Source organism: Pseudomonas sp. GW823-FHT06E10 (assembly GCF_058794995.1).
This window is the reverse complement of sequence record NZ_JBXAHJ010000001.1, coordinates 555,475-581,482: the sequence shown is the minus strand read 5'-3', so window position 1 is coordinate 581,482 and position 26,008 is coordinate 555,475. Positions and strand designations below refer to the sequence as shown.

The 26,008-nt window shown below is 60.6% G+C and carries 23 protein-coding genes and 1 pseudogene; 10 read left to right on the top strand and 14 right to left on the bottom strand.

Translation table 11 applies throughout. The annotated features are described in order from the left end of the window. Position 1 precedes the first annotated feature (1 nt). The 7 genes from AC1Q6Y_RS02675 to AC1Q6Y_RS02645 all read right to left on the bottom strand — a co-directional run bounded on the left by AC1Q6Y_RS02675 (position 2) and on the right by AC1Q6Y_RS02645 (position 8,765). Positions 2-805 carry an ABC transporter ATP-binding protein gene (locus AC1Q6Y_RS02675; protein WP_057712625.1) on the bottom strand — a complete coding sequence of 268 codons (804 nt, stop codon included), beginning with the start codon at positions 803-805 and terminating at the stop codon, positions 2-4. Continuing rightward, positions 802-1,950 carry an ABC transporter permease gene (locus AC1Q6Y_RS02670; protein ID WP_218494539.1) on the bottom strand — a complete coding sequence of 383 codons (1,149 nt, stop codon included), beginning with the start codon at positions 1,948-1,950 and terminating at the stop codon, positions 802-804. Before AC1Q6Y_RS02670 ends, AC1Q6Y_RS02675 begins: the two co-directional genes overlap by 4 nt. Before the next feature lie 54 nt (positions 1,951-2,004). After that, the gene (locus tag AC1Q6Y_RS02665; RefSeq protein WP_057712627.1) at positions 2,005-3,033 is read right to left on the bottom strand and encodes a DUF5924 family protein; all 1,029 of its coding nucleotides are present in this window, start codon (positions 3,031-3,033) and stop codon (positions 2,005-2,007) included. A gap of 186 nt (positions 3,034-3,219) precedes the next feature. Next, positions 3,220-4,596, bottom strand: coding sequence for a M16 family metallopeptidase (locus AC1Q6Y_RS02660; protein ID WP_492624000.1), 1,377 nt, complete (start codon positions 4,594-4,596; stop codon positions 3,220-3,222). A gap of 56 nt (positions 4,597-4,652) precedes the next feature. Next, positions 4,653-6,311, bottom strand: coding sequence for a Na/Pi cotransporter family protein (locus AC1Q6Y_RS02655; RefSeq protein WP_150812656.1), 1,659 nt, complete (start codon positions 6,309-6,311; stop codon positions 4,653-4,655). Positions 6,312-6,604: 293 nt separating this feature from the next. Beyond that, positions 6,605-7,372, bottom strand: a complete 768-nt coding sequence (locus AC1Q6Y_RS02650; protein ID WP_218494541.1) for a TerC family protein — start codon at positions 7,370-7,372, stop codon at positions 6,605-6,607. A gap of 85 nt (positions 7,373-7,457) precedes the next feature. Further along, positions 7,458-8,765, bottom strand: a complete 1,308-nt coding sequence (locus tag AC1Q6Y_RS02645; protein ID WP_008045759.1) for a CitMHS family transporter — start codon at positions 8,763-8,765, stop codon at positions 7,458-7,460. Between the two features lie 319 nt (positions 8,766-9,084). On the opposite strand from AC1Q6Y_RS02645, the gene AC1Q6Y_RS02640 reads away from it, so the two are divergent. Further along, positions 9,085-9,486 (top strand): GFA family protein, encoded by a 402-nt coding sequence (locus AC1Q6Y_RS02640; protein ID WP_349735879.1) that lies wholly within the window; start codon positions 9,085-9,087, stop codon positions 9,484-9,486. On the opposite strand, the gene AC1Q6Y_RS02635 is transcribed toward AC1Q6Y_RS02640, so the two are convergent. Further along, on the bottom strand, positions 9,487-9,813 hold the full coding sequence (locus AC1Q6Y_RS02635) for a DOPA 4,5-dioxygenase family protein (RefSeq protein ID WP_057712632.1): 327 nt from the start codon (positions 9,811-9,813) through the stop codon (positions 9,487-9,489). An 86-nt stretch (positions 9,814-9,899) separates the two neighbouring features. On the opposite strand from AC1Q6Y_RS02635, the gene AC1Q6Y_RS02630 reads away from it, so the two are divergent. After that, on the top strand, positions 9,900-10,562 hold the full coding sequence (locus AC1Q6Y_RS02630; protein ID WP_057712633.1) for an NAD(P)-dependent oxidoreductase: 663 nt from the start codon (positions 9,900-9,902) through the stop codon (positions 10,560-10,562). On the opposite strand, the gene AC1Q6Y_RS02625 is transcribed toward AC1Q6Y_RS02630, so the two are convergent. Next, complete coding sequence (locus tag AC1Q6Y_RS02625; RefSeq protein ID WP_492623999.1) at positions 10,559-11,509, bottom strand: choline sulfate utilization transcriptional regulator; 951 nt, start codon at positions 11,507-11,509, stop codon at positions 10,559-10,561. The genes AC1Q6Y_RS02630 and AC1Q6Y_RS02625 overlap by 4 nt on opposite strands. Positions 11,510-11,623: 114 nt before the next feature. Between AC1Q6Y_RS02625 and betC the strand changes: the two genes are divergently transcribed. From betC to AC1Q6Y_RS02610, 3 genes are all read left to right on the top strand, one after another. Next, positions 11,624-13,138 carry a choline-sulfatase gene (gene betC / locus AC1Q6Y_RS02620; protein WP_492623998.1) on the top strand — a complete coding sequence of 505 codons (1,515 nt, stop codon included), beginning with the start codon at positions 11,624-11,626 and terminating at the stop codon, positions 13,136-13,138. Between the two features lie 16 nt (positions 13,139-13,154). After that, positions 13,155-14,075 carry a choline ABC transporter substrate-binding protein gene (gene choX / locus AC1Q6Y_RS02615; RefSeq protein WP_154860837.1) on the top strand — a complete coding sequence of 307 codons (921 nt, stop codon included), beginning with the start codon at positions 13,155-13,157 and terminating at the stop codon, positions 14,073-14,075. Between the two features lie 220 nt (positions 14,076-14,295). Then, positions 14,296-15,864 (top strand): SulP family inorganic anion transporter, encoded by a 1,569-nt coding sequence (locus tag AC1Q6Y_RS02610; RefSeq protein WP_057712637.1) that lies wholly within the window; start codon positions 14,296-14,298, stop codon positions 15,862-15,864. A 107-nt stretch (positions 15,865-15,971) separates the two neighbouring features. On the opposite strand, the gene aroE is transcribed toward AC1Q6Y_RS02610, so the two are convergent. Both aroE and hemF read right to left on the bottom strand, forming a co-directional pair. Continuing rightward, entirely contained in the window at positions 15,972-16,793 is an 822-nt protein-coding gene (gene aroE, locus AC1Q6Y_RS02605; RefSeq protein WP_090452288.1) for a shikimate dehydrogenase, read from the bottom strand. Positions 16,794-16,806: 13 nt separating this feature from the next. Beyond that, positions 16,807-17,721 carry an oxygen-dependent coproporphyrinogen oxidase gene (hemF, locus tag AC1Q6Y_RS02600; protein ID WP_057716534.1) on the bottom strand — a complete coding sequence of 305 codons (915 nt, stop codon included), beginning with the start codon at positions 17,719-17,721 and terminating at the stop codon, positions 16,807-16,809. Positions 17,722-17,884: 163 nt separating this feature from the next. Here hemF and AC1Q6Y_RS02595 point away from each other — a divergent pair, with 163 nt between their 5' ends. Continuing rightward, positions 17,885-18,862, top strand: coding sequence for an NADPH:quinone reductase (locus AC1Q6Y_RS02595; RefSeq protein WP_492623997.1), 978 nt, complete (start codon positions 17,885-17,887; stop codon positions 18,860-18,862). 98 nt (positions 18,863-18,960) lie between these two features. Here the strand turns inward: AC1Q6Y_RS02595 and tsaC are convergent, their stop codons facing one another. The 3 genes and pseudogenes from tsaC to AC1Q6Y_RS02580 all read right to left on the bottom strand — a co-directional run. Beyond that, positions 18,961-19,518, bottom strand: a complete 558-nt coding sequence (gene tsaC / locus AC1Q6Y_RS02590) for an L-threonylcarbamoyladenylate synthase type 1 TsaC (RefSeq protein WP_057712640.1) — start codon at positions 19,516-19,518, stop codon at positions 18,961-18,963. Between the two features lie 54 nt (positions 19,519-19,572). Further along, entirely contained in the window at positions 19,573-20,679 is a 1,107-nt protein-coding gene (gene dprA / locus AC1Q6Y_RS02585; protein WP_492623996.1) for a DNA-processing protein DprA, read from the bottom strand. 81 nt (positions 20,680-20,760) lie between these two features. Beyond that, positions 20,761-21,513, bottom strand: a pseudogene (locus AC1Q6Y_RS02580) (peptidoglycan-binding protein); the annotation flags it as partial. A 242-nt stretch (positions 21,514-21,755) separates the two neighbouring features. Here AC1Q6Y_RS02580 and def point away from each other — a divergent pair. The 4 genes from def (at position 21,756) to trkA (ending at position 25,997) form a co-directional block, all read left to right on the top strand. After that, positions 21,756-22,262: a peptide deformylase gene (gene def, locus AC1Q6Y_RS02575; RefSeq protein WP_150812665.1), complete on the top strand. Its 507-nt coding sequence runs from the start codon at positions 21,756-21,758 to the stop codon at positions 22,260-22,262. Positions 22,263-22,331: 69 nt separating this feature from the next. Continuing rightward, positions 22,332-23,291, top strand: coding sequence for a methionyl-tRNA formyltransferase (fmt, locus tag AC1Q6Y_RS02570; RefSeq protein ID WP_492623995.1), 960 nt, complete (start codon positions 22,332-22,334; stop codon positions 23,289-23,291). Then, entirely contained in the window at positions 23,288-24,598 is a 1,311-nt protein-coding gene (gene rsmB / locus AC1Q6Y_RS02565; RefSeq protein ID WP_429521690.1) for a 16S rRNA (cytosine(967)-C(5))-methyltransferase RsmB, read from the top strand. The genes fmt and rsmB overlap by 4 nt, the downstream gene beginning before the upstream one ends. Before the next feature lie 22 nt (positions 24,599-24,620). Next, a complete protein-coding gene (trkA, locus tag AC1Q6Y_RS02560; RefSeq protein WP_057712646.1) occupies positions 24,621-25,997 on the top strand; it encodes a Trk system potassium transporter TrkA in 1,377 nt (458 codons plus the stop codon). Positions 25,998-26,008 lie beyond the last annotated feature (11 nt).

The following is a 26,008-nucleotide window of genomic DNA, read 5'->3' as shown; positions in this document are numbered from 1 at the left end:
GTCAGACCTCGTTGAGCTGTTGGGCGGCCGTCAATGCCGCGCGGCCACGAGGGCCATGGAAGTATTCGTGAATCCACGCATCGTTGGTTTCCGAAACCTTGTCGATGGCGTCCGCCACCAGCACTTTTTTCTGCGCCAGCACCGCCACCCGGTCAGTGATGGTGTAGAGCGTGTCGAGGTCGTGGGTCACCAGAAAGACACTCAGGCCCAAAGCATCGCGCAGGGTCAGGATCAATTGATCGAACGCGGCGGCGCCGATCGGGTCGAGACCGGCGGTGGGTTCGTCGAGAAACAGGATGTCCGGGTCCAGTGCCAATGCCCGGGCCAGCGCGGCGCGCTTGATCATGCCGCCGGACAGCGACGAGGGGTACTTCTCTGCGGCCGACAGCGGTAACCCGGCCAAGGCCATTTTCACCGCCGCCAGGTGCTCGGCGTCGTTGCGGCTCAAGCCGGCGTGTTCGATCAGCGGCAGGGCGACGTTCTCGGTCACCGTCAGTGAAGAGAACAGCGCGCCTTTCTGGAACAGCACGCCGAATCGCCGCTCCACCAGCGAACGCTCGTGCTCGGACAAGGTCGGCAGGTTTTTCCCGAAAACTTTCACCACGCCTTCGCTGGGCTGGCGCAACCCGACAATGCTGCGCAGCAGCACCGACTTGCCGCTGCCGGAGCCGCCGACCACGGCGAGGATCTCGCCCTTGTACAAGTCCAGGTCGAGGTTCTCGTGCACGCTCTGGCTTCCAAAACGGTTGCACAACCCACGGACTTCAATCACCGCCTCGGAGGGCGCTCTGGGGATACGACTCACCAACCCATCTCCATGAAAAACATCGCGGCGATCGCATCCATCACGATCACCACGAAAATCGACTGCACCACACTCGACGTGGTGTGCGCGCCCACAGACTCAGCGCTGCCACTGACCTTGAAGCCTTCGAGGCAACCGATGGCGGCGATGAGGAAGGCGAACACCGGCGCTTTGACGATCCCCACCAGAAAGTGCTGAACGCCGATGTCCGTTTGCAGCAGCGACAGGAACATCGCTGGCGAGATATCCAGCGCCACCGCGCAGACCACGGCACCGCCGATAATCCCTGACAGCATCGCCAGGAAGGTCAGCATCGGAAGGGCGATCAGCAACGCCAGGACCCGCGGCACCACCAGCAACTCCACGGGATCGAGGCCCAGCGTGCGGATGGCGTCGATTTCTTCGTTGGCCTTCATCGAACCGATTTGCGCCGTGAACGCACTGGCGGTGCGCCCGGCCATCAGGATCGCGGTCAGCAGCACACCGAATTCGCGCAGGAAGGCAAACCCCACCAGGTCCACGGTGAAGACGGTGGCGCCGAAAGTGGCCAGCACCGTCGACCCGAGAAACGCCACCACGGCGCCCACCAGAAAAGTCAGCAACGCAACGATGGGGGCGGCGTCGAGACCGGTCTGTTCGATATGGGCGATCATCGGCGTGACGCGCCAGCGCTTGGGACGGAACAGGCCGCGGACGATGGTTTCGATGATCAGTCCGACGAAACCCAGCAGTTGCAGGGTGTCCTGCCAGACAGTGTCCACCGCGCGGCCAATGCGGGTCAGCAACTGAATGGAAACGCTGACTTCCGGCTCCTTGATCGGTACGCAGAAATCGGTCAACGAGCAGTAGACGGTTTGCAGCAACGCCCGATCCGCGGCAGGGAGTGTGCAATCAGGATGTTCGGCAGAACGACCGAGGCGCTCGGAGCCGAGCAGCTCGACCAACAACGAGGCACCGGCGGTGTCGAGGGCGCCGAGACCATTGAGGTCGATGGGGGTGTTGGCGTCGTACTGGCCGTGGAGTTTTTCGCTCAACAGCTTGAGGTCAGCGTAATGGGCAAGCGTCCAGTCGCCCGTCACCCGCAACCGCGCAGGGGTAATCGAGGAGTCCAATCGGGCGTTGCCGGCCATCGTGCTGCTGATCATAAGCTCCGTGCTTGTTCAGTGATTACGCAGCTCTACGTAATAGCACGAACCGGACTACTTTTCTTTGATCGCTGTGCTGTCCGTGACTTTGAAGCGCAGCACGCCAATGACCTGGCCATCTTCGGTCAGGACCCGAACCTGCCATTTGCCGGCCGGGTTGCCCGGGAAGTTCTGCTTGTGGGTCCAGGCCCGGTAACCTTCCTTGCGCCCGCCACGAATATCCAGGGGGATGCGGTCGACCTCTTTACCGTTGAACTGCCAGACGTGATAAATCCGCTCGTCCAGGCCACGCGGGGCGTTGATCGCGGTGTACGCGTAAAGCCCGCCATTACGGATCTGTTCGGCGCTGACTTCGTCGAGGCTGGCGCCAGGTGTGCGATCCTGCATTTGCGTACTGATGGCCACGTCGGTCATCCACAGCGTCGCCGGCGGCACCCACGAGCGCAGCTCCCAACCAACGGCGCCGATGCCCAGGGTGATACTCAAGATCGCCAGCGCATTGCGCAGGGTACGAATCGGGAAGATCGACGCCAGGCTCGGGAACGACAGCAGCACCGAGATACCCAGTGCCCATTTGAAACTTTGCGCGGTGGTCAGGTGCATGATCACCGGCAATGCGGTGAGCAGCGCGGCGAACAGGGTCAGGGTGTGCAGGGCCAGAAACGCCCAACGCCGTGGAGCCAGCCACTTGTAGTAGAGCGGGTCGACGATCGAAATCAGCGCCGCGACGCCCAGCAACCCGGTGAAAAACAACTGGCCGCTGTTCCACGTCGTGGTGATGAAGAAGAACGGCAGGACAAAGAACAGGCTTTCCTGATGGATCATCTGCGTTGCGTAACGCAACAACGGTTCCGGTATTTCGCGCTTGAAGATGCGCGTGAACAGCTTGGTCAGGCTGTTTTCCAGCATCAGCCAGATCCAGCTGATCAGCATGATGGTGGTGATCCAGCTCGCCAGGCCTTGCTGGCGATCGACCAGAATGAAACTGCCCACCCCGGAGATGAAACCAAAGAGCGCAATGACCCCTGGGTACCGCTTCATCAAATCAAGGATGCGCTGTACGAAAAGGGATAGGTTTTGCATTCGTTGGTTTCACAGTCGTCGTAGGAAAAAACCTCGACAGGGTACCGCTGGTGCGGCGCTGTGGCGAGGGTTCGCGATGAGGCCGGCACATCCAACATTTTCGGCGGCTGACAATCCGCTATCGCGAGCAAGCTCGCTCCCACAGGGAACCGGCAAGGCCTCTCAGTCCGTTGTCACATGGAATGGTTACTTCCTGCGGTGCAAACGCCAGCCCACCAACATCAACACGATCAAGCCCACCCCACCGACCACCAGCCACATCAACTGGTCATAACTGAACAAAGGCTTCTCGATCCGCAAATACCCTGGTTGCAGGAGCAATTCGCGCACGGCCTTGTTCGCTTCTTCCAGGGTCACCCCTTGCAGCTCCCGGGCCGGGTTGGTGAAGTGACCGTCCTCGTAGTTACCGATCGCGCTCCAGTAGTAGTCGGCCAACGCGCTGTTGCCTTGTACGGCCCAGGCCTGGCGGGCAATCGCGGCCTGCTTGAGGCGGTTGAAGGTGTCGGCATTGAGGCCGTCCTTGAGCAGGCCGGCCTTCAGGTCCTCGAGTACTTGTTCGGCATCGGCCACGGCGTCGCGCTCAAGGTCGGCGTTGAGGCTCATGAAACCTACGCCGCCGAACACCTCGCGCTCCGCCCACGGGCCGTAGGACAAACCGTGAGCCAGGCGTAACTGGCGATAAAGCGCCCAATCCAGATAGTCCTTGAGCAAATCGAAGGTTTCATCGTGCCCATCCTCCAGTACCGGCTCCGGCACCAGCCAGTGCAACTTGGCGCCGTTGCCGACCAGACTGTGGGTCAAGGTGCGCTCATGGGTGGCGCTGGCCTGGATTTGCGGCAGCGGCGGATGCTCGCCAGGGGTGATCGCTTCCAGCGCGCCATACTCCCGTTCCAGATAGGCTGGCAGCAACTTGTCGAGGTCGCCGACCACGATCAGGGTCATGTTGTTCGGCGCATACCAGTCCTTGCGCACCTGCTCCAATTGTTCACGGGTCAGGTCATCGACCTGCGCACGCTCCGGGCATTTGAGGCCCAACTCCACGGCCAGTTGGTTGCTGGCCGTGTGGCCGAGGTCCTGACGATCGAGCCAGCGCTGCAGGTGCGAGTAGTGGCCGCCGTCTTCACGCTCGACCACTTGCTTGGCCGCGTTAATGGCGCTGTCGTCGAAGCGGGTCTGGGTCAGCAGCGCCAGCAACAGGTCGAGCACCTTGCGCTGGTTTTTCGCCGGGGCTTCGATGACGAAAGTCGTATCGGCATTACTGGTGAACGCGTTCCACTCGCCGCCCAGAGCCTGCATGCTTTCTTCCAGGCCGCCTTCGCCGCTGGCGTCGATACCGCTGAACAACAAGTGTTCCAGCAGATGCGGCAACTCCTTTTCTTCGCACTTGAAATCGTCCAGGCCAACGCCGACCACCAGCCGGATTGCCACATGCCCGTGGTCAGTGCCGGGCTTGAGCAGCAACTGCAAACCGTTGCGCAGGGTGTAGCCCTCGACCTGGAAGCGATCCAGGGCGAATGACGGGAATGAACCTAGCAACAGGCAGGCGAACAACAGACAACGCATAACGAGCTTCCGTACGGCTAGCGTAAGTTCAACAGACTTCAGGCAACTGTGGACGTTCAGGGTGAATGAGTGATGTCGCTCAAATCGTCGACCACCAGCGCACCTGTGTCCGATGTTTCCAGCACCACGTAGGCACTGCTGCAAAACAGCGAATTAAGACGCTTCATGTCGGCGATCAGCTCCAGGTGCAACGAACTGGTTTCGATACTTTGCACGATTTTACGTTGCAAGCGGCTGACATGAGCGTGAGCCAGGCGCCGTTCCTGTGCGCGGAAACGACGTTTTTCACGCACCAGCTGGCGGGCACTTTCCGGGTCGCCACTGAGAAACACCGACATCCCGAGCCGCAGGTTGGAAATCAACTGAGTTTGCAGCCCGGTCAATTCGTCCAGCCCCACTTCGGAAAACGACCGGCGCTGCGAGGTTTTCTGCTGCTGGACCTTGCGCAGCATGCGTTCGATCAAGTCGCTGGCCAGTTTCAGGTTGATCGCCAGTTCGATGATTTCCGCCCAACGCCGGCTGTCCTGATCGCTGAGATCTTCCCGGGGCATTTGCGCCAGATACAACTTGATCGCGCTGTAGAGCGCTTCGACATCGTCGGTCAGGCGCCGCATTTCCTGGGTGACGGCGGTTTGCTTTCCGCGCAACACGTCGAGCATGGCTTCGAGCATGTTGTCGATCAGGTCGCCCATGCGCAGGGTTTCCCGGGCTGCGTTGGCCAGCGCCAAACCGGGGGTGACCAACGCCGTGGGGTCAAGGTGTCGGGGCTTGGCCGTACCGTTGACTAGCGGGCGCTCCGGCAGCACCCAGGCACAAAACCTGGCCATCGGCCCAACACTGGGCAGCAAGATCAGGCAACGCGCGATGTTGTAGAGCAGGTGAAAGCCAATGACCATTTCCTGAGGGCTGAAATCCAGGCCATCGAGCCAGTGCACCAGCGGATCGAGCACTGGAATAATCAGTAAAAGACCAATCAGTTTGTACAGCAGGCTGCCCAGCGCCACTTGGCGCCCGGCGGCGTTCTGCATGCTGGTGCTGAGGAACGCGAGTATGCCGCTGCCGATATTGGCGCCGATCACGAGCCCGATGGCCACCGGCAGGCTGATCACGTTGGCGCCCGCCAGGGTCGCGGTGAGCAATACAGCGGCCAGGCTGGAATAGGAAAGCATCGCGAACAGCGCGCCGACCAGGGCGTCGAGCAGGATATCGCCGGTGAGCGAGGCGAAAATCACCTTCACCCCTTTGGCATGGGTAATCGGGTGCGCGGCTTCAACAATCAGTTGCAGCGCCAGAATGATCAACCCCAAGCCAATTGCGACACGGCCCATCTGTCCGAGTCGGGTCTGCTTGCGCGACAGAAAGAAGATCACCCCGGCAAAAATCAGCAACGGCGACAACCACGACAGATCGAACGTCAGCACCCGCGCCATCAGGGCCGTACCGACATCGGCACCGAGCATGGTGACCAACGCTGGCGTAAGCGCCATCAGGCCCTGGCCGACAAAGGAGGTGACCAGCATGGCGGTGGCGTTGCTGCTCTGGACCATCGCCGTCACGGCGATCCCGGAGAGGAAAGCCAGCCAGCGGTTGGACATGTTATGGCTGATGACATGGCGCAAGTTGGTGCCGTAGACCCGCAGGATGCCGGTTCGGACGATGTGCGTGCCCCAGATCAGCAGGGCCACGGCAGAAAGCAAATTGAGCAGGGTGAGCATAATGACCCCCTGTGGTGTAGCGCCCCAAAGGAGCAAGTTGACGGTACCGCGCGACGTTCTACGTTCTGTACTTAAGCTGTAGTTGGCTAACGGTCTGCGCGCCAGCATCGCATAGCCAAAGACGCGATTGAAACAAAACTGTCATGAAAAGAGCGATCTTCCAGCCACACAAAACACTGTGGGAGCGAGCTTGCTCGCGATGAGGCCATCAGATTCAACTTTGACGTTGACTGACAGACCACCATCGCAAGCAAGCTCGCTCCCACAGGTTTTGCGTATTGACCGCTACCGGGTTACTGGCCCGGAATGTCCTTGCGCAGCTTTACCGGATCCTGCTGTTTCTTCTTTTTCGCGATGGCAGTGCGCATCCTGATGTTGATCGCTTCCACCGCCAGCGAGAACGCCATGGCGAAGTAGACGTAGCCTTTTGGCACGTGCACGTCCAGGGATTCCGCAATCAGCACCGTACCGACGATCAGCAGGAACGACAGCGCCAGCATCTTCAGCGATGGGTGCTTGTCGATGAACTCACTGATGGTGCCAGATGCCCACATCATCACCAGTACGGCCACGATGATTGCCGCGACCATGACCGGTACGTGGGACACCATGCCGACCGCAGTGATCACCGAGTCCAGGGAGAATACGATGTCGATGATCGCAATCTGGACGATGGTGTAGAGGAAGTTGCCGCCCTTGCCCGAAGGCTCTTCGTTGGTTTCGTCTTCACCTTCCAGCGCGTGGTACATCTCTTGCGAGCTCTTCCACAGCAGGAACAGACCACCGAAGAACAGGATCAGGTCGCGTCCGGAAATACCCTGGCCGAATACTACGAACAGGTCCGCCGTCAGGCGCATGACCCAGGTGATCGACAGCAGAAGCAGGATTCGCGTGATCATGGCCAGCGCCAGACCGAAAATCCGGGTGCGCGCCTGCATGTGTTTGGGCATGCGGCTGACCAGGATCGAAATCATGATGATGTTATCGATACCCAGGACGATTTCCAGGGCGGTCAGGGTGAAGAAGGCAACCCAGATTTCAGGGTTGGTCAGCCATTCCATGTGTATTCCTTTGAGCGATTGTTAAACCAAAACGGGCCCGGGCTTCAAACAGCGAAGCCTGGACCCGAAGTGGTGAGTCTTGGGCTTATAGAGTGCTGAACACCGGGAAAGTCCCCAACAGCAGTGCAGCAATCAGTATGCAGATACAAACCAGCACTGCCCACTTGAGAGTGAAGCGCTGGTGGTCACCGAAGTCGATGCCGGCCAGGGCCACCAACAGGTAGGTCGATGGAACCAGCGGGCTCAACAGGTGGACGGGCTGACCGACGATCGAGGCACGTGCCATTTCCACTGCGGTTATACCGTAATGGCTGGCGGCTTCGGCAAGTACCGGTAACACGCCGTAATAAAATGCATCGTTCGACATGAAGAAAGTGAACGGCATGCTTACCAACGCCGTGATCACTGCCAGGTACGGGCCGAGGAAGTCCGGAATCACCGCCAACAGGCTCTTCGACATGGCGTCGACCATCCCGGTGCCGGTCAGGATACCGGTGAAGATACCGGCCGCAAAGATCAACCCGACCACCGCCAGTACGCTACCGGCGTGAGCCGCGACGCGATCCTTCTGCTGTTGCAGGCAAGGGTAGTTGACGATCATGGCGATACTGAACGCCACCATGAACAGTACCGGCAACGGCAGCAGGCCGGCGATCAGGGTGCACATCAAGGCCAAGGTCAGGGCGCCGTTGAACCAGATCAGCTTCGGACGACGGGCATCCGGGAACTGCGAAACGCTGATTTCACTGTGGTCGATTTCATCGCCCACCAGGTGCAGTTCACCCAGACGCGCACGTTCACGCTTGCCGTAGAAGTAGGCAATGACCAGGATCGCCACCACACCAGCCAGCATCGCAGGAATCATCGGTACGAAGATGTCGGACGGATCCACATGCAACGCACTGGCGGCGCGAGCAGTCGGGCCACCCCATGGGGTCATGTTCATCACGCCACCGGCGAGGATGATCAGGCCGGCCATGATTCGCGGGCTCATGCCGATACGGCTGTAGAGCGGCAGCATGGCGGCCACGCAGATCATGTAAGTGGTCGCGCCGTCACCATCGAGGGAGACAACGAGCGCCAGAACGGCGGTGCCGACCGAAACTTTCAGCGGGTCGCCCTTGACCAGTTTGAGGATCTTGCGCACGGCCGGGTCGAACAGGCCGGAGTCGATCATCAGGGCGAAGTACAAGATAGCGAACATCAGCATCACGCCGGTTGGCGCAAGCTTGGTAATGCCTTCGAGCATCATCGGACCGATCTTCGGCGAAAAACCGCCGAACAGGGCAAAGATGATTGGAATGATGATCAGGGCGATCAGCGCGGACAGGCGCTTGGTCATGATCAGGAACATGAACGTGATGACCATGGCGAAGCCAAGGAAAGTCAGCATGGGAATACTCCAGGCGTAGCGCGGCTAGGGAATGGGCGGATCAGGCGGGATCAGCGCAGAACGGGAAGCACGAGACGTACGGGCGGAGTTGCAGCGAAGCGGCGGATGGAAGAGGACATCAGAATCACCATTGTTGTTGTTAAATGGGCTGTGCGAGCGATAAACGCTGGCATTGGCCAACCGGTCTGTTGCCGGTAGTGGGGGCGATCCTAATCGGGGAAGCTTTCAGCCAGCTTTCGCCAATGAAAGCAAGGACCGGATGTGCAACCGATCGTCGGATTGGGTTTCAAGTCCCTGAACACAGGGCGGGAGGTTGAACATGGGCGAGCTTCACACCGGCGGCTGCCATTGCGGGCAACTGCGCTATCAATTCAGCGGGCCGCTGCACGATATCGCCCACTGTCATTGTTCGATTTGCCGACGGGTCAGCGGCGGCATCGTGACTACCTGGATAACCGTGCCGGCATCCGCCTTTCAATGGCTGGCCGGGACGCCGTCGCGGTACGAATCTTCATCCACCTGTGCGCGATATTTCTGCGGCCACTGTGGGGCGCAACTGGCACTAGCGACGCAACTAAGCCCGGAAAGCATCGACCTGACCATCGCCACCCTCGACCATCCTGAGCAAGCACCAGCCGAGCGGCACATCTGGACCGACAGCCGCTTGCCGTGGCTGCATCTGGACGAACATTTGCCCGGTGAGGCTGAAGAAACACTCTGATCAAAAAACAGACAGGTCCAGCGGCCGAATCGCGCCCATCCAGATCGCGTGCTCGGTGTGGTCAAGCAAATCGTCGCCGGTGTCCGGGTGCAGGAACACCACCAGCCCCTTGCGGTTCAGCGCCAGCCACGGCAGAACGTCGCCCAGCACCTGCGGTTCGAACGCCAACTGGCAGCTCCAGTCCGGGTGCGGACCGACCGGGCGCTCGTGCACGCGGCCCATTTTCAATGGAAACAATTGCGCCGCCCGTTCACATAAGGCTCGCGCCTGCGAGATCGTGTTGGCATCGAAATAAACGTGGGCGTGGTAGCCCGTTATCTGCTGCATCTGAATCCCTCTGAAAGTTGTTCGAACCCTCGCCGTTTCCTGCGGGTCAAACGTTATACAGACGCTGGAAAACAGGAAGCCCAGCCATGAAAAATGCCGAAACCCCCGTCGTGAAAGTGGTGCTTTATGGTGCCATGAGTAGCCTGGGCAGTGCGCTGATGGCTGAAATGCTGCGACGCCAGCATGAAGTGATCGCGATTCTCGATGACCTGACGGCGCTGGCACCCCGTCCGGGGCTGCGCACCAAGACTGGCGACCTGTTCGACGCGCAACGGGTCAAGCAGAGTGTGGCCGGCAGTTCAGTGGTTATCTGCTTACTGGACGCACCAGGGTTACCGTTCAATAGCGAACACGTGGAAAAAGCCATCGTGCCCGGCCCGGTCGAGCAGGTGCTGGCAGTGGATGCGCTCATCGATGGCATGCAGGCAGCAAACATCGCCCGATTGTTTCTGGTGGGTGATTTCGACGTGCTGGACGACCCGGAAACCGAGGATAGCTTGCAACGTCACGCCGCCGAGGAAATCCGCGAGGCACTGCAAAGCAGTCCTTTGAAGTGGACGCTGGTTAACGAACCGCGCGGGGTACCAGGGCTGACCATCGAACACTTTGCCAACATCGGTGGCAACCCCGAACCGGGGTTAGTTGAACCGCTCAAACGGCTGGCCCGCACTGCCGTGGGCATTGCCGATGAATTGCACCTGAACCTGCACATCGGCGAGCACGTCAACTTCATCGCAACCGACAGTTAAACCGCAATGGACGGCAGCGTCAGGCCGTTGAGCGATTGCGCACTGCAGGCCTGTTCCGCCATCAACCAATCCACAAACTGCTGGATCAATGCTCCGCGTCTTTTGCGCTGGGGCAGAACCACGTAGTAACCCAGCCTCGACATCACCGTTTCGCCGATCGGTCGACACAACAACCCTTGCGCCAGCAAGTTATCCACAAGGTGGCGCCAGCCGATGGCCACGCCCTGGCCGCCAATCGCCGCCTGAATCAGCAAGGTGTAATTATCGAAGCGCAACTGCCCGGGCGCCGGGGGCGAGGTAATGCCCAGCTCGCGGAACACACCACTCCAGTCGAACCAGTTACTGCTGTGTTCCCCACGCAGGTGCAACAAAGGAAACTCCAGCAATGCCTGGGCTGGCAAGGGCAGTGGACGCTCGCTCAACAGCTGCGGGCTGCACACCGGAAACACTTCCTCGCTGAACAGCCAATGGCTTTCACCCTGCTTGAAGCGGCCATCGCCGAACAGCACCGCCACATCGATATCGGTACGTAGCATGTTATGGCTGCGTTCACTGGTGACCAGGCTGACATCCACCTGCGGATTGGCCGCGTGAAAGCGGTGCAGACGCGGCATCAACCAATAGGCGGCGAAGGCAAAATCCGTGGCCACCTGCAGCACTTCATGCTGTTGCTGTGCGCTGATTGCGCTCAATCCTGCGTCGATATTCTGCAAACCGAGCTGAACCTGCTCAAAAAGAATCTGCCCAGCCTCTGTCAGTTCGATTCCGCGATAAATGCGGTCGAACAGGCGTGTTGTCAGTTGTTCTTCCAGGCGCTTGATCTGCTGGCTGATGGCCGGTTGCGTGGTGCCCAGTTCAACCGCCGCCGCTGTGAAGCTGCGCTGACGGGCCGCCGCTTCGAAGGCGCGAAGCAGATCCAGTGACAGGTCACCAAGGGCGTCATACATAAGCTGTGCTTATCCTAGTCATTGCCGCGTATGGGCTTTACCACAAGGTGCGAGGGTTTCATTCTCAAAGCCAGCACTCTCGCATAAACATCCACTATGGAATGCCGCGATCACATGAAGCGCAAGAACATTCTTTTCATCATGGCCGATCAAATGGCCGCGCCAATGTTGCCGTTCTACGGCCCATCGCCCATCAAACTGCCCAATCTCAGTCGCCTCGCCGTACAAGGCGTGGTGTTTGACTCCGCCTATTGCAACAGCCCATTGTGCGCGCCATCGCGTTTCACACTGGTCAGCGGCCAGTTGCCGAGCAAGATCGGCGCCTACGACAACGCCGCCGATTTCCCCGCTGACGTACCGACCTACGCCCACTACTTGCGCCGCCTCGGCTACCGCACCGCCCTGTCGGGCAAGATGCATTTCTGCGGGCCAGACCAGTTGCACGGCTACGAAGAACGCCTGACCAGTGACATTTACCCGGCCGACTACGGCTGGGCGGTGAACTGGGATGAACCGGACGTGCGCCCGACCTGGTATCACAACATGTCGTCGGTGCTGCAGGCCGGTCCGTGCGTACGCACCAATCAACTGGATTTCGACGAAGAGGTGGTGTTCAAGGCCCAGCAGTACCTGTTCGACCATATCCGCGAGGATGGCGACCAGCCGTTCTGCCTGACCGTTTCGATGACTCACCCGCACGATCCGTACACCATTCCCAAGGCTTTCTGGGATTTGTACGACGATGCCGATATCCCGTTGCCTACAACCCCGGACCCGCATGACCTCGATCCGCATTCGCAACGTCTGCTCAAGGTCTACGACCTGTGGGACAAGCCGCTGCCTGTGGATAAGATCCGCGATGCCCGTCGCGCCTATTTCGGCGCGTGCAGCTATATCGACAGCAACGTCGGCAAACTCCTGCAAACCCTCGAAGATACCGGGCTGATCGATGACACCATCATCGTGTTTTCCGGTGACCACGGCGACATGCTCGGCGAGCGCGGCCTCTGGTACAAAATGCACTGGTATGAGATGGCCGCACGGGTGCCGCTGTTGGTCAGCGCACCGGGGCAGTTTGGCGCCGGCCGGGTCAGCGCCAGTGTTTCCACAGCGGACCTGTTGCCGACATTCGTCGAACTGGCCGGCGGCTCGCTGGAACCGGGCTTGCCGCTGGACGGCCGCTCGCTGATTCCGCACCTGCAAGGGCAGGGCGGCCACGATGAAGTGTTCGGTGAATACATGGCCGAAGGCACCGTCAGCCCGTTGATGATGATCCGTCGCGGTGCCTACAAATTCATCTATAGCGAAGACGACCCTTGCCTACTCTTCGACGTACAGAATGACCCTCGCGAACTGGAAGAACTCAGTCATTCGCCGCAACATCGCCAGTTGTTCGACGATTTTCTCGCCGAAGCGCGGGCCAAATGGAACATCCCGGCGATTCACCAGCAGGTGCTCGCAAGCCAGCGGCGCCGACGCTTCGTGGCCGAGGCGCTGACCCTCGGCAAGCTGAAGAGCTGGGATCACCAGCCGCTGGTGGACGCCAGTCAGCAGTACATGCGTAACCACATCGACCTCGACGATCTGGAACGTAAAGCACGTTATCCACAACCCTGCCAAAACCAATAATGTTAAGGGGAAGTCCATGCAAAGGTTATCCACAGTACTGACGGTCGGGCTCCTGGCTCTGGGCAGTGCCTCGGCGTTTGCCGATCAGAGTTGCGAGACGGTGAAGATGGCCGACCCGGGCTGGAGCGACATTGCCGCGACCAACGCCATCACCGGGTTTCTGCTGGACGGCATGGGCTACAAGGCCAAGGTCGACACCCTCGCGGTGCCGATCACCTTTGGCGGGTTGAAGGACGGCCAGGTCGATGTGTTCCTGGGTAACTGGATGCCGGCGCAGCAGGGCTTCTACGACAAATTCGTCGCAAGCGGCGATGTCACGCAACTGGCGAAGAACCTCGACGGCACCGAATTCACCCTCGCTGTCCCGGACTACGTGTGGGACGCGGGTGTGCATAACTTTGCCGACCTGAACAAGTACGCCGACAAGTTCGACCACAAGATCTATGGCATCGGCTCCGGTGCACCGGCGAATATCTCGCTGCAAGAGATCATCAAGAAAAACGATTTCGACATGGGCCAGTGGAAACTCGTCGAGTCCAGCGAGCAGGCGATGCTGGCGGAAGTGTCCCGCGCGGTGAAAAAACAGAAATTCGTGACCTTCCTCGGCTGGACCCCGCACCCGATGAACGTGCAGTTGAAAATGCATTATCTGAAGGGTGGCGAGAAATACTTCGGTGACACCGGCAGCGTGCATACCCTGACCCGAAAAGGTTATGCACAGGCCTGCCCGAACGTCGGCAAACTGCTGACCAACCTGAGTTTCACTCAGGAGATGGAAAACAGCATCATGGCCGAGGTGGTGAACAAGAAGGTCAGCAATGCCGACGCGGCCAAGGCGTGGATCAAGGCCAACCCGGCAGTGCTGGATAAATGGCTCGATGGGGTGAAGACAGTGGATGGCAAGGATGCTTTGCCAGCGGTCAAAGCCAAACTCTAAACCAGAGGCGATATGGTCTTTGTGGCGAGGGGGCTTGTCGGACCGCCGCACCGCCCCGTTCGATTGCGAAGCGATCGTAAAACCATTGAATGCGGTCTACCTGATAAACCACATTCAATGGTTTTGGGACGGCTGCGCCGTCCAACGGGGGCAAGCCCCCTCGCCACAATGATCGCCTTGTCCTGCTACCCTTGCGCAAAATCCCCACCCGAGAGGACCCATGGCCCTTCCCAGCCGCCATTCACTCTTCCCTTTCCTCACCTGGCTACCCCGGCAAACCCGCGCCAGTGTCGGGCGCGACCTGATTGTCGGCCTCAGCGGCGCGATCCTCGCGTTGCCGCAATCCATTGCCTACGCACTGATCGCCGGCCTACCACCGGAATACGGCCTGTACGCTGCAATCATCCCCGTTCTGATCGCCTGCCTCTGGGGTTCGTCGTGGCATTTGATCTGCGGTCCTACGGCCGCCATCTCCATTGTCCTGTATGCCAGCGTCAGTCCTCTGGCCGTTCCAGCGTCGCAGGACTACGTCATGCTGATCCTGTTGCTGACGTTTCTTGCCGGTATCTTTCAGTGGCTGCTGGGTTTGCTGCGGTTCGGCGCGCTGGTGAATTTCGTCTCGCACTCGGTGGTACTCGGCTTCACCCTGGGTGCTGCCGTGGTGATTGCCATCGGTCAATTGCCTAACCTGCTGGGGCTGGACTTGCCCAGCCAGGCCACCGCGCTGGATAGTTTCATCACGTTGTTGCGCCATCTCGGCGAAATGGACAAACCTTCGCTGGCGCTGGGTCTGGCGACCGTGGTGGTCGGCGTGATCCTCAAACTGCTGCTGCCACGCTGGCCGACGCTCTTGATCACCCTGATTCTCGGCGGCTTGCTGGTTTGGCTCTGGCCATCAATGTTCGGCCATGTGCAACTGGTAAGCGCCTTCACCGGCAAACTGCCGCCCTTCAGCCCGTTGCCCCTGGACCTGGATCTGATCCTGCGCCTGCTGCCCAGCGCGGTGGCGGTCGGAATGCTCGGGCTAGTAACCAGCCTGTCGATCGCCCGCTCGATCTCGGCACGTTCGCAGCAATTACTCGACGCGAATCAGGAAGTCCGCGCCCAGGGCTTGTCGAACATCGTCGGTGCGTTTTTTTCCGGATCGCTGTCGGCCGGCTCCTTCACTCGCTCAGGCCTGAGCTACGAAGCGGGGGCCTGTTCGCCGCTGGCCGGGATTTTTTCGGCATTGTGGGTGGCGCTGTTTGCGATCTTCGGCGCAAGCCTGATCGCGCACATCCCGATTCCAGCCATGGCCGGCAGCATTCTGTTGATCGCCTGGGGACTGGTGGACCATCGCGGGATTCGCGCGTTGTTGCGGGTCAGCCGCGCCGAATTTGTGGTCATGGCGCTGACCTGCGTCGCCACGCTGCTGCTGGAGTTGCAGACGGCGATCTACGCCGGCGTGTTGGCCTCGCTTTTTTTCTACCTCAAACGCACATCGCAACCACGGGTGCAGCATGTGCGAGATGGCGAGGAAGACATTCTGCGGGTGGGGGGCTCGATTTTTTTCGGCGCCAGCCATTACCTGCAAGTACGCCTGCAACGCATGCACGGCGCGCGCGTGGTGATCGAGGCGCAGCAGATCAACTTCATCGACTACTCAGGGGTGGAAATGCTGCACCAGGAAGCCCGGCGGCTACTGCGTCAAGATCGCAGCCTCACCTTGCGCCGGGCCCGACCGCAGGTGGTGGAAGAGTTGAGGAAGCTGGAAGGGGCGGAGAAATGCCCGATCCGGTTTGAGGACTGAAACGCCGCTCTCTGTAGGAGCGAGCTAGCTCGCGAAGGTCGTGAACGATTACGCGCAAAACCAGATGCCCTCAGGTTTTTCGCGAGCAAGCTCGCTCCTACAGTAGGTTACAAGGCCAACTGTCGACGCAACTCAGCCAGCACCGGCGCCGTATCCGGGCGCACGCCGCGCCACAGGAAGAACGCTTCCGCCGCTTGCTCGGCCAGCATGCCCAAGCCATCCATCGATACCGCCGCCCCGTGTTCGCTGGCCCAGCGGCAGAACGAGGTCGGTTCCTTGCCGTACATCATGTCGTAGCACACCGTTTTGCCAGGCTCAATCAAGCTGGGGGCAATAGGCGGCACATCGCCGGTCAGGCTCGCCGAGGTCGCGTTGATGATCAAGTCCACCGACTCCTGCAACCAGTCGTAGCCGCTGGCCGAGATCGGCCCCAGATCGCAGAACAGTTCCGCCAGCAGCTCGGCCTTGTCCACCGTGCGGTTGGCGATGATCACCGAGGCCGGTTGCTCGGCCAGCAACGGCTCCAAAGCACCGCGCACCGCACCGCCAGCACCGAGCAGCAGGATGCGTTTGCCCTTGAGGCTGAACCCGGCGTTGACCGTCAGGTCCCGCACCAGCCCGGCACCGTCGGTGTTGTCGCCCAGCAGACTGCCATCGGCCAGTTTGCTCAGGGTGTTCACCGCTCCGGCCCGTTGCGCCCGCGCCGTCAGGCTGTTCGCCAGCCGATAGGCTTCTTCCTTGAACGGCACCGTCACGTTGGCGCCGCGTCCTTCGAGGAAAAACCTCCGGGCACAGGTGGAAAAGTCGTCGAGTGGCGCCAGCAGCGTGTTGTAATCCAGTTTCTGCGCGGTCTGCTCGGCGAACAGTCGATGGATCAGCGGCGACTTGCTGTGACCAATCGGGTTACCGAATACGACATAACGGTCCATCAGGATTCCTCGTTCAGGCTTCGGCCAACCAATCGCGGTCTTGCAGGAAGTACTCGGTGAGACGCGCTTCTTCACTGCCAGGCTCGGCTTTCCAGTCGTAGCCCCAGCGCACTTGCGGCGGCAGCGACATCAAGATCGACTCGGTACGCCCACCCGATTGCAGGCCAAACAACGTGCCACGGTCGTAGACCAGGTTGAATTCAACGTAGCGGCCACGGCGGAACTCCTGGAACTCACGCTGCTTGGCGGTGAACGCATCGTTCTTGCGGCGCTGCACGATGGGCAGGTAAGCGTCGATGTACGCATCACCGATGGCGCGCATGAAGGCGAAGCTGGTGTCGAAGTCCCACTCGTTCAGGTCGTCGAAAAACAGGCCGCCGATGCCACGCGGCTCGTGACGATGCTTGATGTGGAAGTAGCTGTCGCACCAGGCCTTGTAACGCGGGTAGACGTCCGGACCGAACGGCGCGCAGGCCTGCTCGGCCACGCGGTGCCAGTGGATGCAGTCTTCTTCGTTGCCGTAATACGGGGTCAGGTCGAAGCCGCCACCGAACCACCAGACCGGCTCTTCACCTTCTTTTTCGGCGATGAAAAAACGCACGTTGGCGTGGGAAGTCGGCACATGCGGGTTGTGCGGGTGGATGACCAGCGACACGCCGAGGGCTTCGAAGCCGCGGCCGGCCAGTTCCGGTCGATGGGCGCTGGCAGACGGTGGAAGACCACTGCCGAAGACATGGGAAAAGTTGACGCCACCCTTTTCAATCACCGCGCCGTTTTCTATCACACGGGTGCGACCGCCACCGCCCGCCGGCCTGGTCCAGGCGTCTTCGACGAATTGCGTGCCACCGTCTTCGGCTTCCAGGGCGGCGCAAATACGGTCTTGCAGGTCGAGCAGGTAGGCTTTTACGGCCTCGGTGCGGGTCGTCATGTCATCACCTTGAATCGGGCAAAACAACGCGGCGCTCCATTGGAGCTCAGCCTGCGCAAATGGGCGCGTAGCATACCATCGCAAGTCACCCCGCCGCAGTTGACGAAGATCAAGCTTAGGAGTCCGATAGGGAGCTTGGTAAAACGACCTATGGAGAGTTCTGATGGCAAAGCGTATCCAGTTCCGCGCCCATGGCGGCCCCGAAGTGCTCGAATATGTGGATTACCAACCCGCCGAGCCAGGTCCGAAGGAAGTACGCGTGACCAACAAGGCCATCGGCCTGAACTTCATCGACACCTACTACCGCAGCGGTTTGTATCCACCGCCGTCCCTGCCGTCGGGTGTCGGTTCAGAGGGTGCGGGCGTGGTCGAGGCAGTGGGCAGCGACGTGACCCGCTTCAAGATCGGCGATCGCGTGGCCTATGGCAGCGGGCCGCTGGGCGCCTACAGCGATGTTCACGTCTTACCCGAAGCCAATCTGGTGAAACTGCCGGACGCCATCAGCTTCGAACAGGCCGCTGGCGTCATGCTCAAGGGCCTGACCGTGCAATATCTGCTGCGTCAGACTTATGAACTCAAGGGTGGCGAAACCATCCTGTTCCATGCCGCGGCCGGTGGGGTCGGTTCCCTGGCCTGCCAATGGGCCAAGGCCTTGGGCGTGAAGCTGATCGGCACTGTCAGCTCGGCGGAGAAAGCCGCGCTGGCCAAGACCAACGGCGCCTGGGCGACCATCGATTACAGCCATGAAAATGTCGCGCAACGTGTGCTGGAATTGACCGACGGCAAAAAAGTCCCGGTGGTGTACGACGGCGTTGGCAAGGACACCTGGCTGACTTCACTCGACAGCGTCGCGCCGCGTGGGCTGGTGGTGAGTTTCGGCAATGCGTCCGGCGCGGTCGACGGCGTGAACCTGGGGATCCTGGCGGGGAAAGGCTCGTTGTACGTGACCCGGCCAACCCTGGGCACTTATGCGAACAACGCCGAAAACCTGCAACGCATGGCCGACGAGTTGTTCGAGATGATCATCGGCGGCAAGCTGACCGTGGACATCAGCCAGCGTTATCCACTGGCTGACGCGGCGAAGGCGCAGACCGAGTTGTCGGCGCGGCGCACGACGGGCTCGGTTGTTTTGTTGCCCTGACTGACACCATCGCGAGCAAGCTCGCTCCCACAAGGTTTCTGTGTCGAATACAAATCCCCTGTGGGAGCGAGCTTGCTCGCGATGGGCGCACCTGGGTATCAGTCCGGGCGCACAACCCTGCCGGTCGCCAGATCGCGAATCACGCTCGGGTTCTTGCGTCCGCCCAGGTTTCCGCCCAGCACCAGATCCACCTGGCCACGGAAATACTGTTCGACGCGAATTCGCGTACGTGCCGCCGGGCGCCCCTGCGGATTGGCCGACGTCGACACCAGCGGCCCGACCAGCGCGCACAAATCCCGCACCAGCGGGTGATCGCTGACCCGCAGCGCCACGGTTTCATGCACGCCGGTAATCCACTCCGGCAGCAGGTTCTGGTGCGGCACCAACCAGGTGTTCGGACCCGGCCAGGTACTGGCCATGCGGTCCATCCACAACTCGGGGAAGTCTTCGAAGAGGAAATCGAACTGACGGATGTTGTCGGCGACCAGAATCAGCCCCTTTTCCACAGACCGGCCCTTGATCAGCAGCAAACGTTCCACCGCATCGATGTCCCACGGGTCGCAACCCAGACCCCAGACTGCTTCGGTTGGGTAGGCAATCACCGCCCCGGCGCGAATTGCTTGCGCGGCTTGTTGCACACGCCAACTGTTGACCATGAAAAACACTCCAGATTAAGGCTCTGCGCAGTTTACCGATCTTGTTTATAAAACCTAGCTCACCCGTGCAAACCAGCGCCCGTTTTCGCACACGGCGCGGCCATCCATTTCCAGTTCCGTCAACGCCGCCAGCACTTTCGGCAAGGCCCAGCCGCTTGCGTCGGCCAGCGCTTCACTGGTGTGAGGCGCGGCATGCAGCAGTTTCAGCAGTGGGTGAGTCGTCGCAGGGGTGCAGGTTTCTGTGGATAACGACAGTCGTTGCCAACCGCGCAAGGCTTCGAGGATATGTTCGATGGTTTCCACCAGCACCGCACCGTCCCGAATCAACTGATGACAGCCGCGGGCGCCGGGGTGATGGATCGACCCGGGCATCGCAAACACCTCGCGCCCCTGTTCCGCCGCCAGCCTCGCGGTGATCAGTGAACCGCTGGCGACACTGGCTTCAACCACCAGCACTCCGAGGGACAAACCACTGATGATCCGATTGCGCCGAGGGAAGTTGCTGGCGCTGGGACCTGCATCCAGCGGAAACTCCGAAAGCACTGCGCTGCCCGAAGCGATCATGGCGTCCGCCAGGCGTCTATTTCGCTGTGGATAAAACTTCTCGAGCCCCGTGCCGAGCACACCGACCGTTTGCCCGCCGACGTCGAGCGCGGCCTGGTGCGCGACGGCGTCAATGCCCAGGGCCAGGCCGCTGGTAATGACAAAACCGGCACCCGCCAGGCTGCGGGAAAACGCGGCAGCGGTGTCCATTCCTGGCCGGGAAGCGCGACGGCTGCCGACCATCGCCAGTTGTGGTTTTTCCAGAATGCCCGGATCGCCCGCGACAAATAACAGCGGTGGTGCATCGCTGATTTGTGCCAGCAGTGCCGGGTAGTCCGGTTGGTCCAACATCAGTAAATGCTGGGCCGGGCGCTCCAGCCAGGCCAATGCATGACTGGCGCCGTCACGGATCTCAGTGCTACGCCTGGCCTCGGAACAGGCCAGTGGCAAACCCAGCGCGCGCCAGGCACTGGCTGGCGCACTGATGGCTTTGGATGCCGAGCCGAAGGCTTCGAGCAATTTCTTGAAACGCGCCGGGCCGAGTTCCGGCAAACGGTGCAGACGTAATCGAGCTTCCAGTTCCGCGGGGGAAACCGGTGTAACAGTAGGCATCGACATGGATCATCCTTGATCGTTATGAGCACCCGTACAAACGGGAATAAACTGTGGATAACTCTGTTGGTAACTTGTGAAGCACTTTTACGGATTTCGTACCTTGTCCATCACCGACAGCGAGCGCGAGGCGCTGAGCACCAGCCCGTAACTGAGCTTGTCGTAGGTACGGAAAACCATCAGCAAACCGGCGCGCTCATCGGGAATTTTCAATGGCTGGCCAGTGATCCGGTCCCTTACGGTTTCACCGGTTTTCATTACCGCCAGCAGATTGCCTTCGGCCAGACCGTCGCGCTGACCCTTGTTCAGCGTTACCACGTCCAACTCGCCAATCTGCGTGACCCCACGCGGCACATCGATGATCAAACCGTTGATTTCGTGGCTCGGTGCGCTGGGCGTGAAGGTGGAGTTGATCGCGCGCTCTTCACCGCTGAACAAGCGATCGCCGAGGCGGACCTCCTGAGTCGTGCGTAGCAACTCCAGGGTGGCAACGTCACCTTCGATGGCCACGACATCGCCGCCGCCGATATCGTCGGCGTTGATCCCCAGAATTTCCTTGCTCTGCGGATCGGTGTAGACCTTGCCTTGGCGGAAGATACCGTACGCCGGTTGTGCCGGATCGAAATGGCCACGGGCAAAGATGCGGTCACCCGCGCCGCTGAGCACCCGTTCGGAATCACCAGCGACGATGTAAGGCGCCTTGTCGAATTCCTCGGCCTTGTCGACGATGCGGTTGCTCAGCAGAAAGCTGTTGATCGATTTCAGAGCAATGCCGGGGATCGCCTCGGTCACCGGGCTGCTGCGAACCTGAGGCGACAGCTTTATGGTGGGAATCTCTTCCCGAAGCTGCCCTTGCCCGTACGCCCAACCTGCCGAAGCCAGGAGCAGCAGGGCGAGTAGTGATTTCCTCATGCGGTGAATCCCTTTATTATGTGCATTCGCGTGAAACGCCAAAGCCGTCAGTGGCTCGCTCCCTACTTGCTTGTCAACAAAAGGGAGCTACGTTTTACAACGGTAGCCTGCATCTTCGGACCGCCAGGCCATCGACCCGACCTTACTTCACACGTGCACTTATCAAGCTTATGGCCATTTTAAACATCCTCGAATTCCCTGATCCGCGTCTGCGCACTATCGCCAAGCCAGTGGCCGTAGTGGACGACGAAGTGCGTCAGTTGGTCGACGACATGTTTGAAACAATGTATGAAGCGCCTGGCATCGGCCTCGCCGCTACCCAGGTCAACGTGCACAAACGTATCGTCGTGATGGACCTCTCCGAAGACCGCACCGAACCGCGAGTGTTCATCAACCCCGAGTTCGAACCCCTGACCGACGAGATGGAGCAATACCAGGAAGGCTGCCTTTCGGTACCCGGCTTCTATGAAAACGTCGATCGCCCGCAAAGGGTCAAGGTCAAGGCGCTGGACCGCGATGGCCAACCCTACGAACTGATCGCCGAAGGCCTGCTCGCGGTGTGCATCCAGCATGAATGCGACCACCTCAACGGCAAATTGTTCGTCGATTACCTGTCGACGCTCAAACGCGACCGCATCAAGAAGAAGCTGGAAAAACAGCATCGCCAAAACGCTTGATGCCCTCCTTCAAAGGCTTGCCGCGGCAAGCCTTTTTCTTTTCAAGATGCTTTGCAATAGAGAACACCCATGACTGAGCCACTGCGCATCGTCTTTGCCGGCACCCCCGAATTCGCCGCCGAACACCTCAAGGCCCTGCTCGACAGCCCTTACGAGATCGTTGCGGTCTACACCCAACCGGATCGTCCGGCCGGTCGCGGGCAAAAACTGATGCCGAGCCCGGTCAAGCAGCTTGCTCTGGAGAACAATATCCCGGTGCTGCAACCGCCCACTCTGCGCAACGAAGATGCTCAGGCTGAACTGGCTGCACTGAAGCCGGACTTGATGGTGGTGGTCGCCTACGGCCTGATCCTGCCGCAAGTGGTGCTGGATATTCCGCGTCTGGGTTGCATCAACAGTCACGCCTCGCTGCTGCCACGCTGGCGGGGTGCGGCGCCGATCCAGCGCGCCGTGGAGGCGGGCGACGCCGAAAGTGGCGTGACCGTGATGCGCATGGAAGCCGGCCTCGACACCGGGCCGATGTTGCTCAAGGTCACCACGCCGATCAGCGCCGAAGATACCGGCGGCAGCCTGCACGATCGCCTGGCCGAAATGGGCCCGCCGGCTGTAGTCCAGGCGATTGCCGGCCTCGCCGCCGGAACCCTGGAGGGCGAAGTGCAGGACGACAACCTCGCTACCTATGCGCACAAATTGAACAAGGACGAAGCACGCATCGACTGGAGTCGCCCGGCGGTTGAGCTGGAGCGTCTGGTCCGTGCCTTCAACCCGTGGCCGATTACCCACAGCACCTTGAACGGCGAAGCCCTGAAAGTACTGGCCGCAAACCTCGCCGAAGGCAAAGGCGCCCCGGGTGAAATCCTCGGCGCCAGCAAGGACGGTCTTATCGTCGCGTGCGGCGAGCAGGCCTTGTGCCTGACCCGTCTGCAATTGCCCGGCGGCAAAGCGCTGAACTTCAGCGATCTGTTCAACAGCCGTCGCGAGAAATTCGCCACCGGCACTGTCCTCGGCCAAGTGGCGGACGCTCAATGAATCCGCGTCTGGCCGCCGCCAAGGCACTCGCTGCCGTCCTGAACGGAAAAGCCTCGCTCAACAGTTCGCTGCCTACGCAGTTGGACAAGGTCGAGGACCGTGATCGCGGCTTTACCCAGGACCTGGCGTTCGGCACCGCGCGCTGGCAGCCACGTTTGTCGGCGCTGGCGGCCAAGCTGCTGCAGAAGCCGTTCAAGGCTGCCGACGCCGATGTCGAGGCGCTGTTGCTGGTCGGTCTCTATCAGTTGCTCTACACCCGTGTCCCGGCCCATGCCGCCATTGGTGAAACCGTCGGTTGTGCCGACAAGCTGAAAAAACCCTGGGCCAAGGCGCTGCTCAACGCTGTGCTGCGTAATGCTCAGCGCGAAAGCGAAACGATTTTCGCCGAGTTGGAACGTGATCCGGTGGTGCGCACCGCTCACCCACGCTGGCTGCAGAAATCTTTGAAAGCGTTCTGGCCAGATCAATGGGAAGCCATTTGCGCGGCGAACAATGCGCATCCGCCTATGATCCTGCGGGTCAACCGTCGCCATCACACCCGTGATGCCTACCTCGGTTTGCTGACTGACGCGGGAATTGCCGCCACGCCGTGTGTCTACAGCCGCGACGGCATCGTGCTCGACGCCGCCGCCGATGTGCGCAGCCTGCCGGGTTTCGCCGAGGGCTGGATCAGCGTGCAAGACGAAGCCGCGCAACTGGCTGCTGATCTGCTCGACCTCGCGCCGGGTCAACGGGTGCTCGACGCTTGCTGTGCACCAGGTGGCAAGACCTGCCACATCCTCGAAGCCGAGCCAAAACTGGCCGGCGTCGTGGCGGTAGACCTGGAAGCCAAGCGGCTGGTGCGGGTGCGGGAAAACCTCGAACGCCTGAAACTGAGCGCCGAACTGATTGCCGCCGACGGCCGCGACACTCAGGTGTGGTGGGACGGCAAGCCGTTCCAGCGCATCCTGCTGGACGCGCCATGTTCGGCCACCGGTGTGATTCGTCGTCACCCGGATATCAAACTGACCCGCCAACCCGACGACATCGTCGCGCTGGCGCTGCTGCAGGGCGAGTTGCTCGATGCCATGTGGAAAACCCTGGAGGTCGGCGGCATCCTGCTGTACGCCACCTGTTCCACGCTGCCGACCGAGAACACCGAGGTCATCGAAGCCTTCCTCGCCCGCACGCCGGGTGCTCGTGAACTGGACCTCGCCACGGCGGCTGGCATCAAGCAGCCCCATGGTCGCCAGTTGCTGGCCCAGGAAGGTGGCCACGATGGCTTCTACTACGCCAAGCTGATCAAGATCACCGCCACGCGCGGTTAAATGGATTCAATGGAGTGACTGGATGAAAATCATCATCCTCGGTGCAGGGCAAGTCGGCGGTTCGCTGGCGGAACACCTGGCCAGCGAAGCCAACGATATTACTGTGGTCGACACCGATGGCGAACGTCTGCGCGACCTTGGTGACCGCCTGGACATCCGCACGGTACAAGGTCGTGGCTCATTCCCGACCGTGTTGCGCCAGGCTGGAGCCGATGACGCCGACATGCTGGTCGCGGTGACCAACAGCGACGAAACCAACATGGTCGCCTGTCAGGTCGCCCATACCCTGTTCCACACCCCGACCAAGATCGCCCGGGTTCGCGAAGCCGCGTACCTGACCCGCGAAGAGCAATTGTTCCAGAACGAAGCGATTCCGGTGGACGTGCTGATCAGCCCGGAACAAGTGGTCACCAACTACATCAAGCGCCTGATCCAGCACCCCGGTGCCTTGCAGGTGATCGACTTCGCCGAAGGCAAGGCGCAATTGGTGGCGGTGCGGGCGTACTACGGCGGGCCGCTGGTGGGCCAGCAACTGCGGCAGTTGCGTGAACACATGCCGAACGTGGAAACCCGCGTTGCGGCGATTTTCCGTCGTGACCGGCCGATCCTGCCCCAGGGCGACACGGTGATCGAGGCCGACGACGAAGTATTTTTTATCGCCGCCAAGGCGAACATTCGTGCGGTGATGAGCGAAATGCGCCGTCTCGACGAAACCTATAAACGCATCGTCATCGCCGGTGGCGGGCAGATTGGCGAGCGTCTGGCCGAGGCCATCGAAAGCCGTTATCAGGTGAAAATCATCGAGATGAACCCTGTACGCTGCCGTCATCTCTCCGACACACTGGACAGCACGGTGGTGTTGCAGGGCAGCGCTTCGGACCGCGACCTGCTGATGGAAGAGAACATCGCCGACGCTGACCTTTTCCTGGCCCTGACCAACGACGACGAAGCCAACATCATGTCGTCGTTGCTGGCCAAGCGCCTGGGCGCGAAGAAGGTGATGTCCATCATCAACAACCCGGCTTATGTCGATCTGATCCAGGGCGGCGACATCGACATCGCCATCAGCCCGCAACTGGCGACCATCGGCACATTGCTGGCCCACGTGCGCCGGGGCGACATCGTCAGCGTGCATTCACTGCGCCGGGGTGCGGCGGAGGCCATCGAGGCGATTGCCCATGGCGATGCGAAATCGAGCAAGGTGATCGGCAAGGCCATCGAGAACATTGGCCTGCCGCCGGGCACCACCATCGGTGCGATTATCCGCGACGAAGAGGTGATCATCGCCCACGACGACACCGTGATCGAAGCGGGGGACCATGTGATTCTGTTCCTTGTGGATAAAAAGCATATTCGCGATGTAGAGAAGTTGTTCCATGTGGGGCTGAGCTTCTTCTGATACGGGGCCTG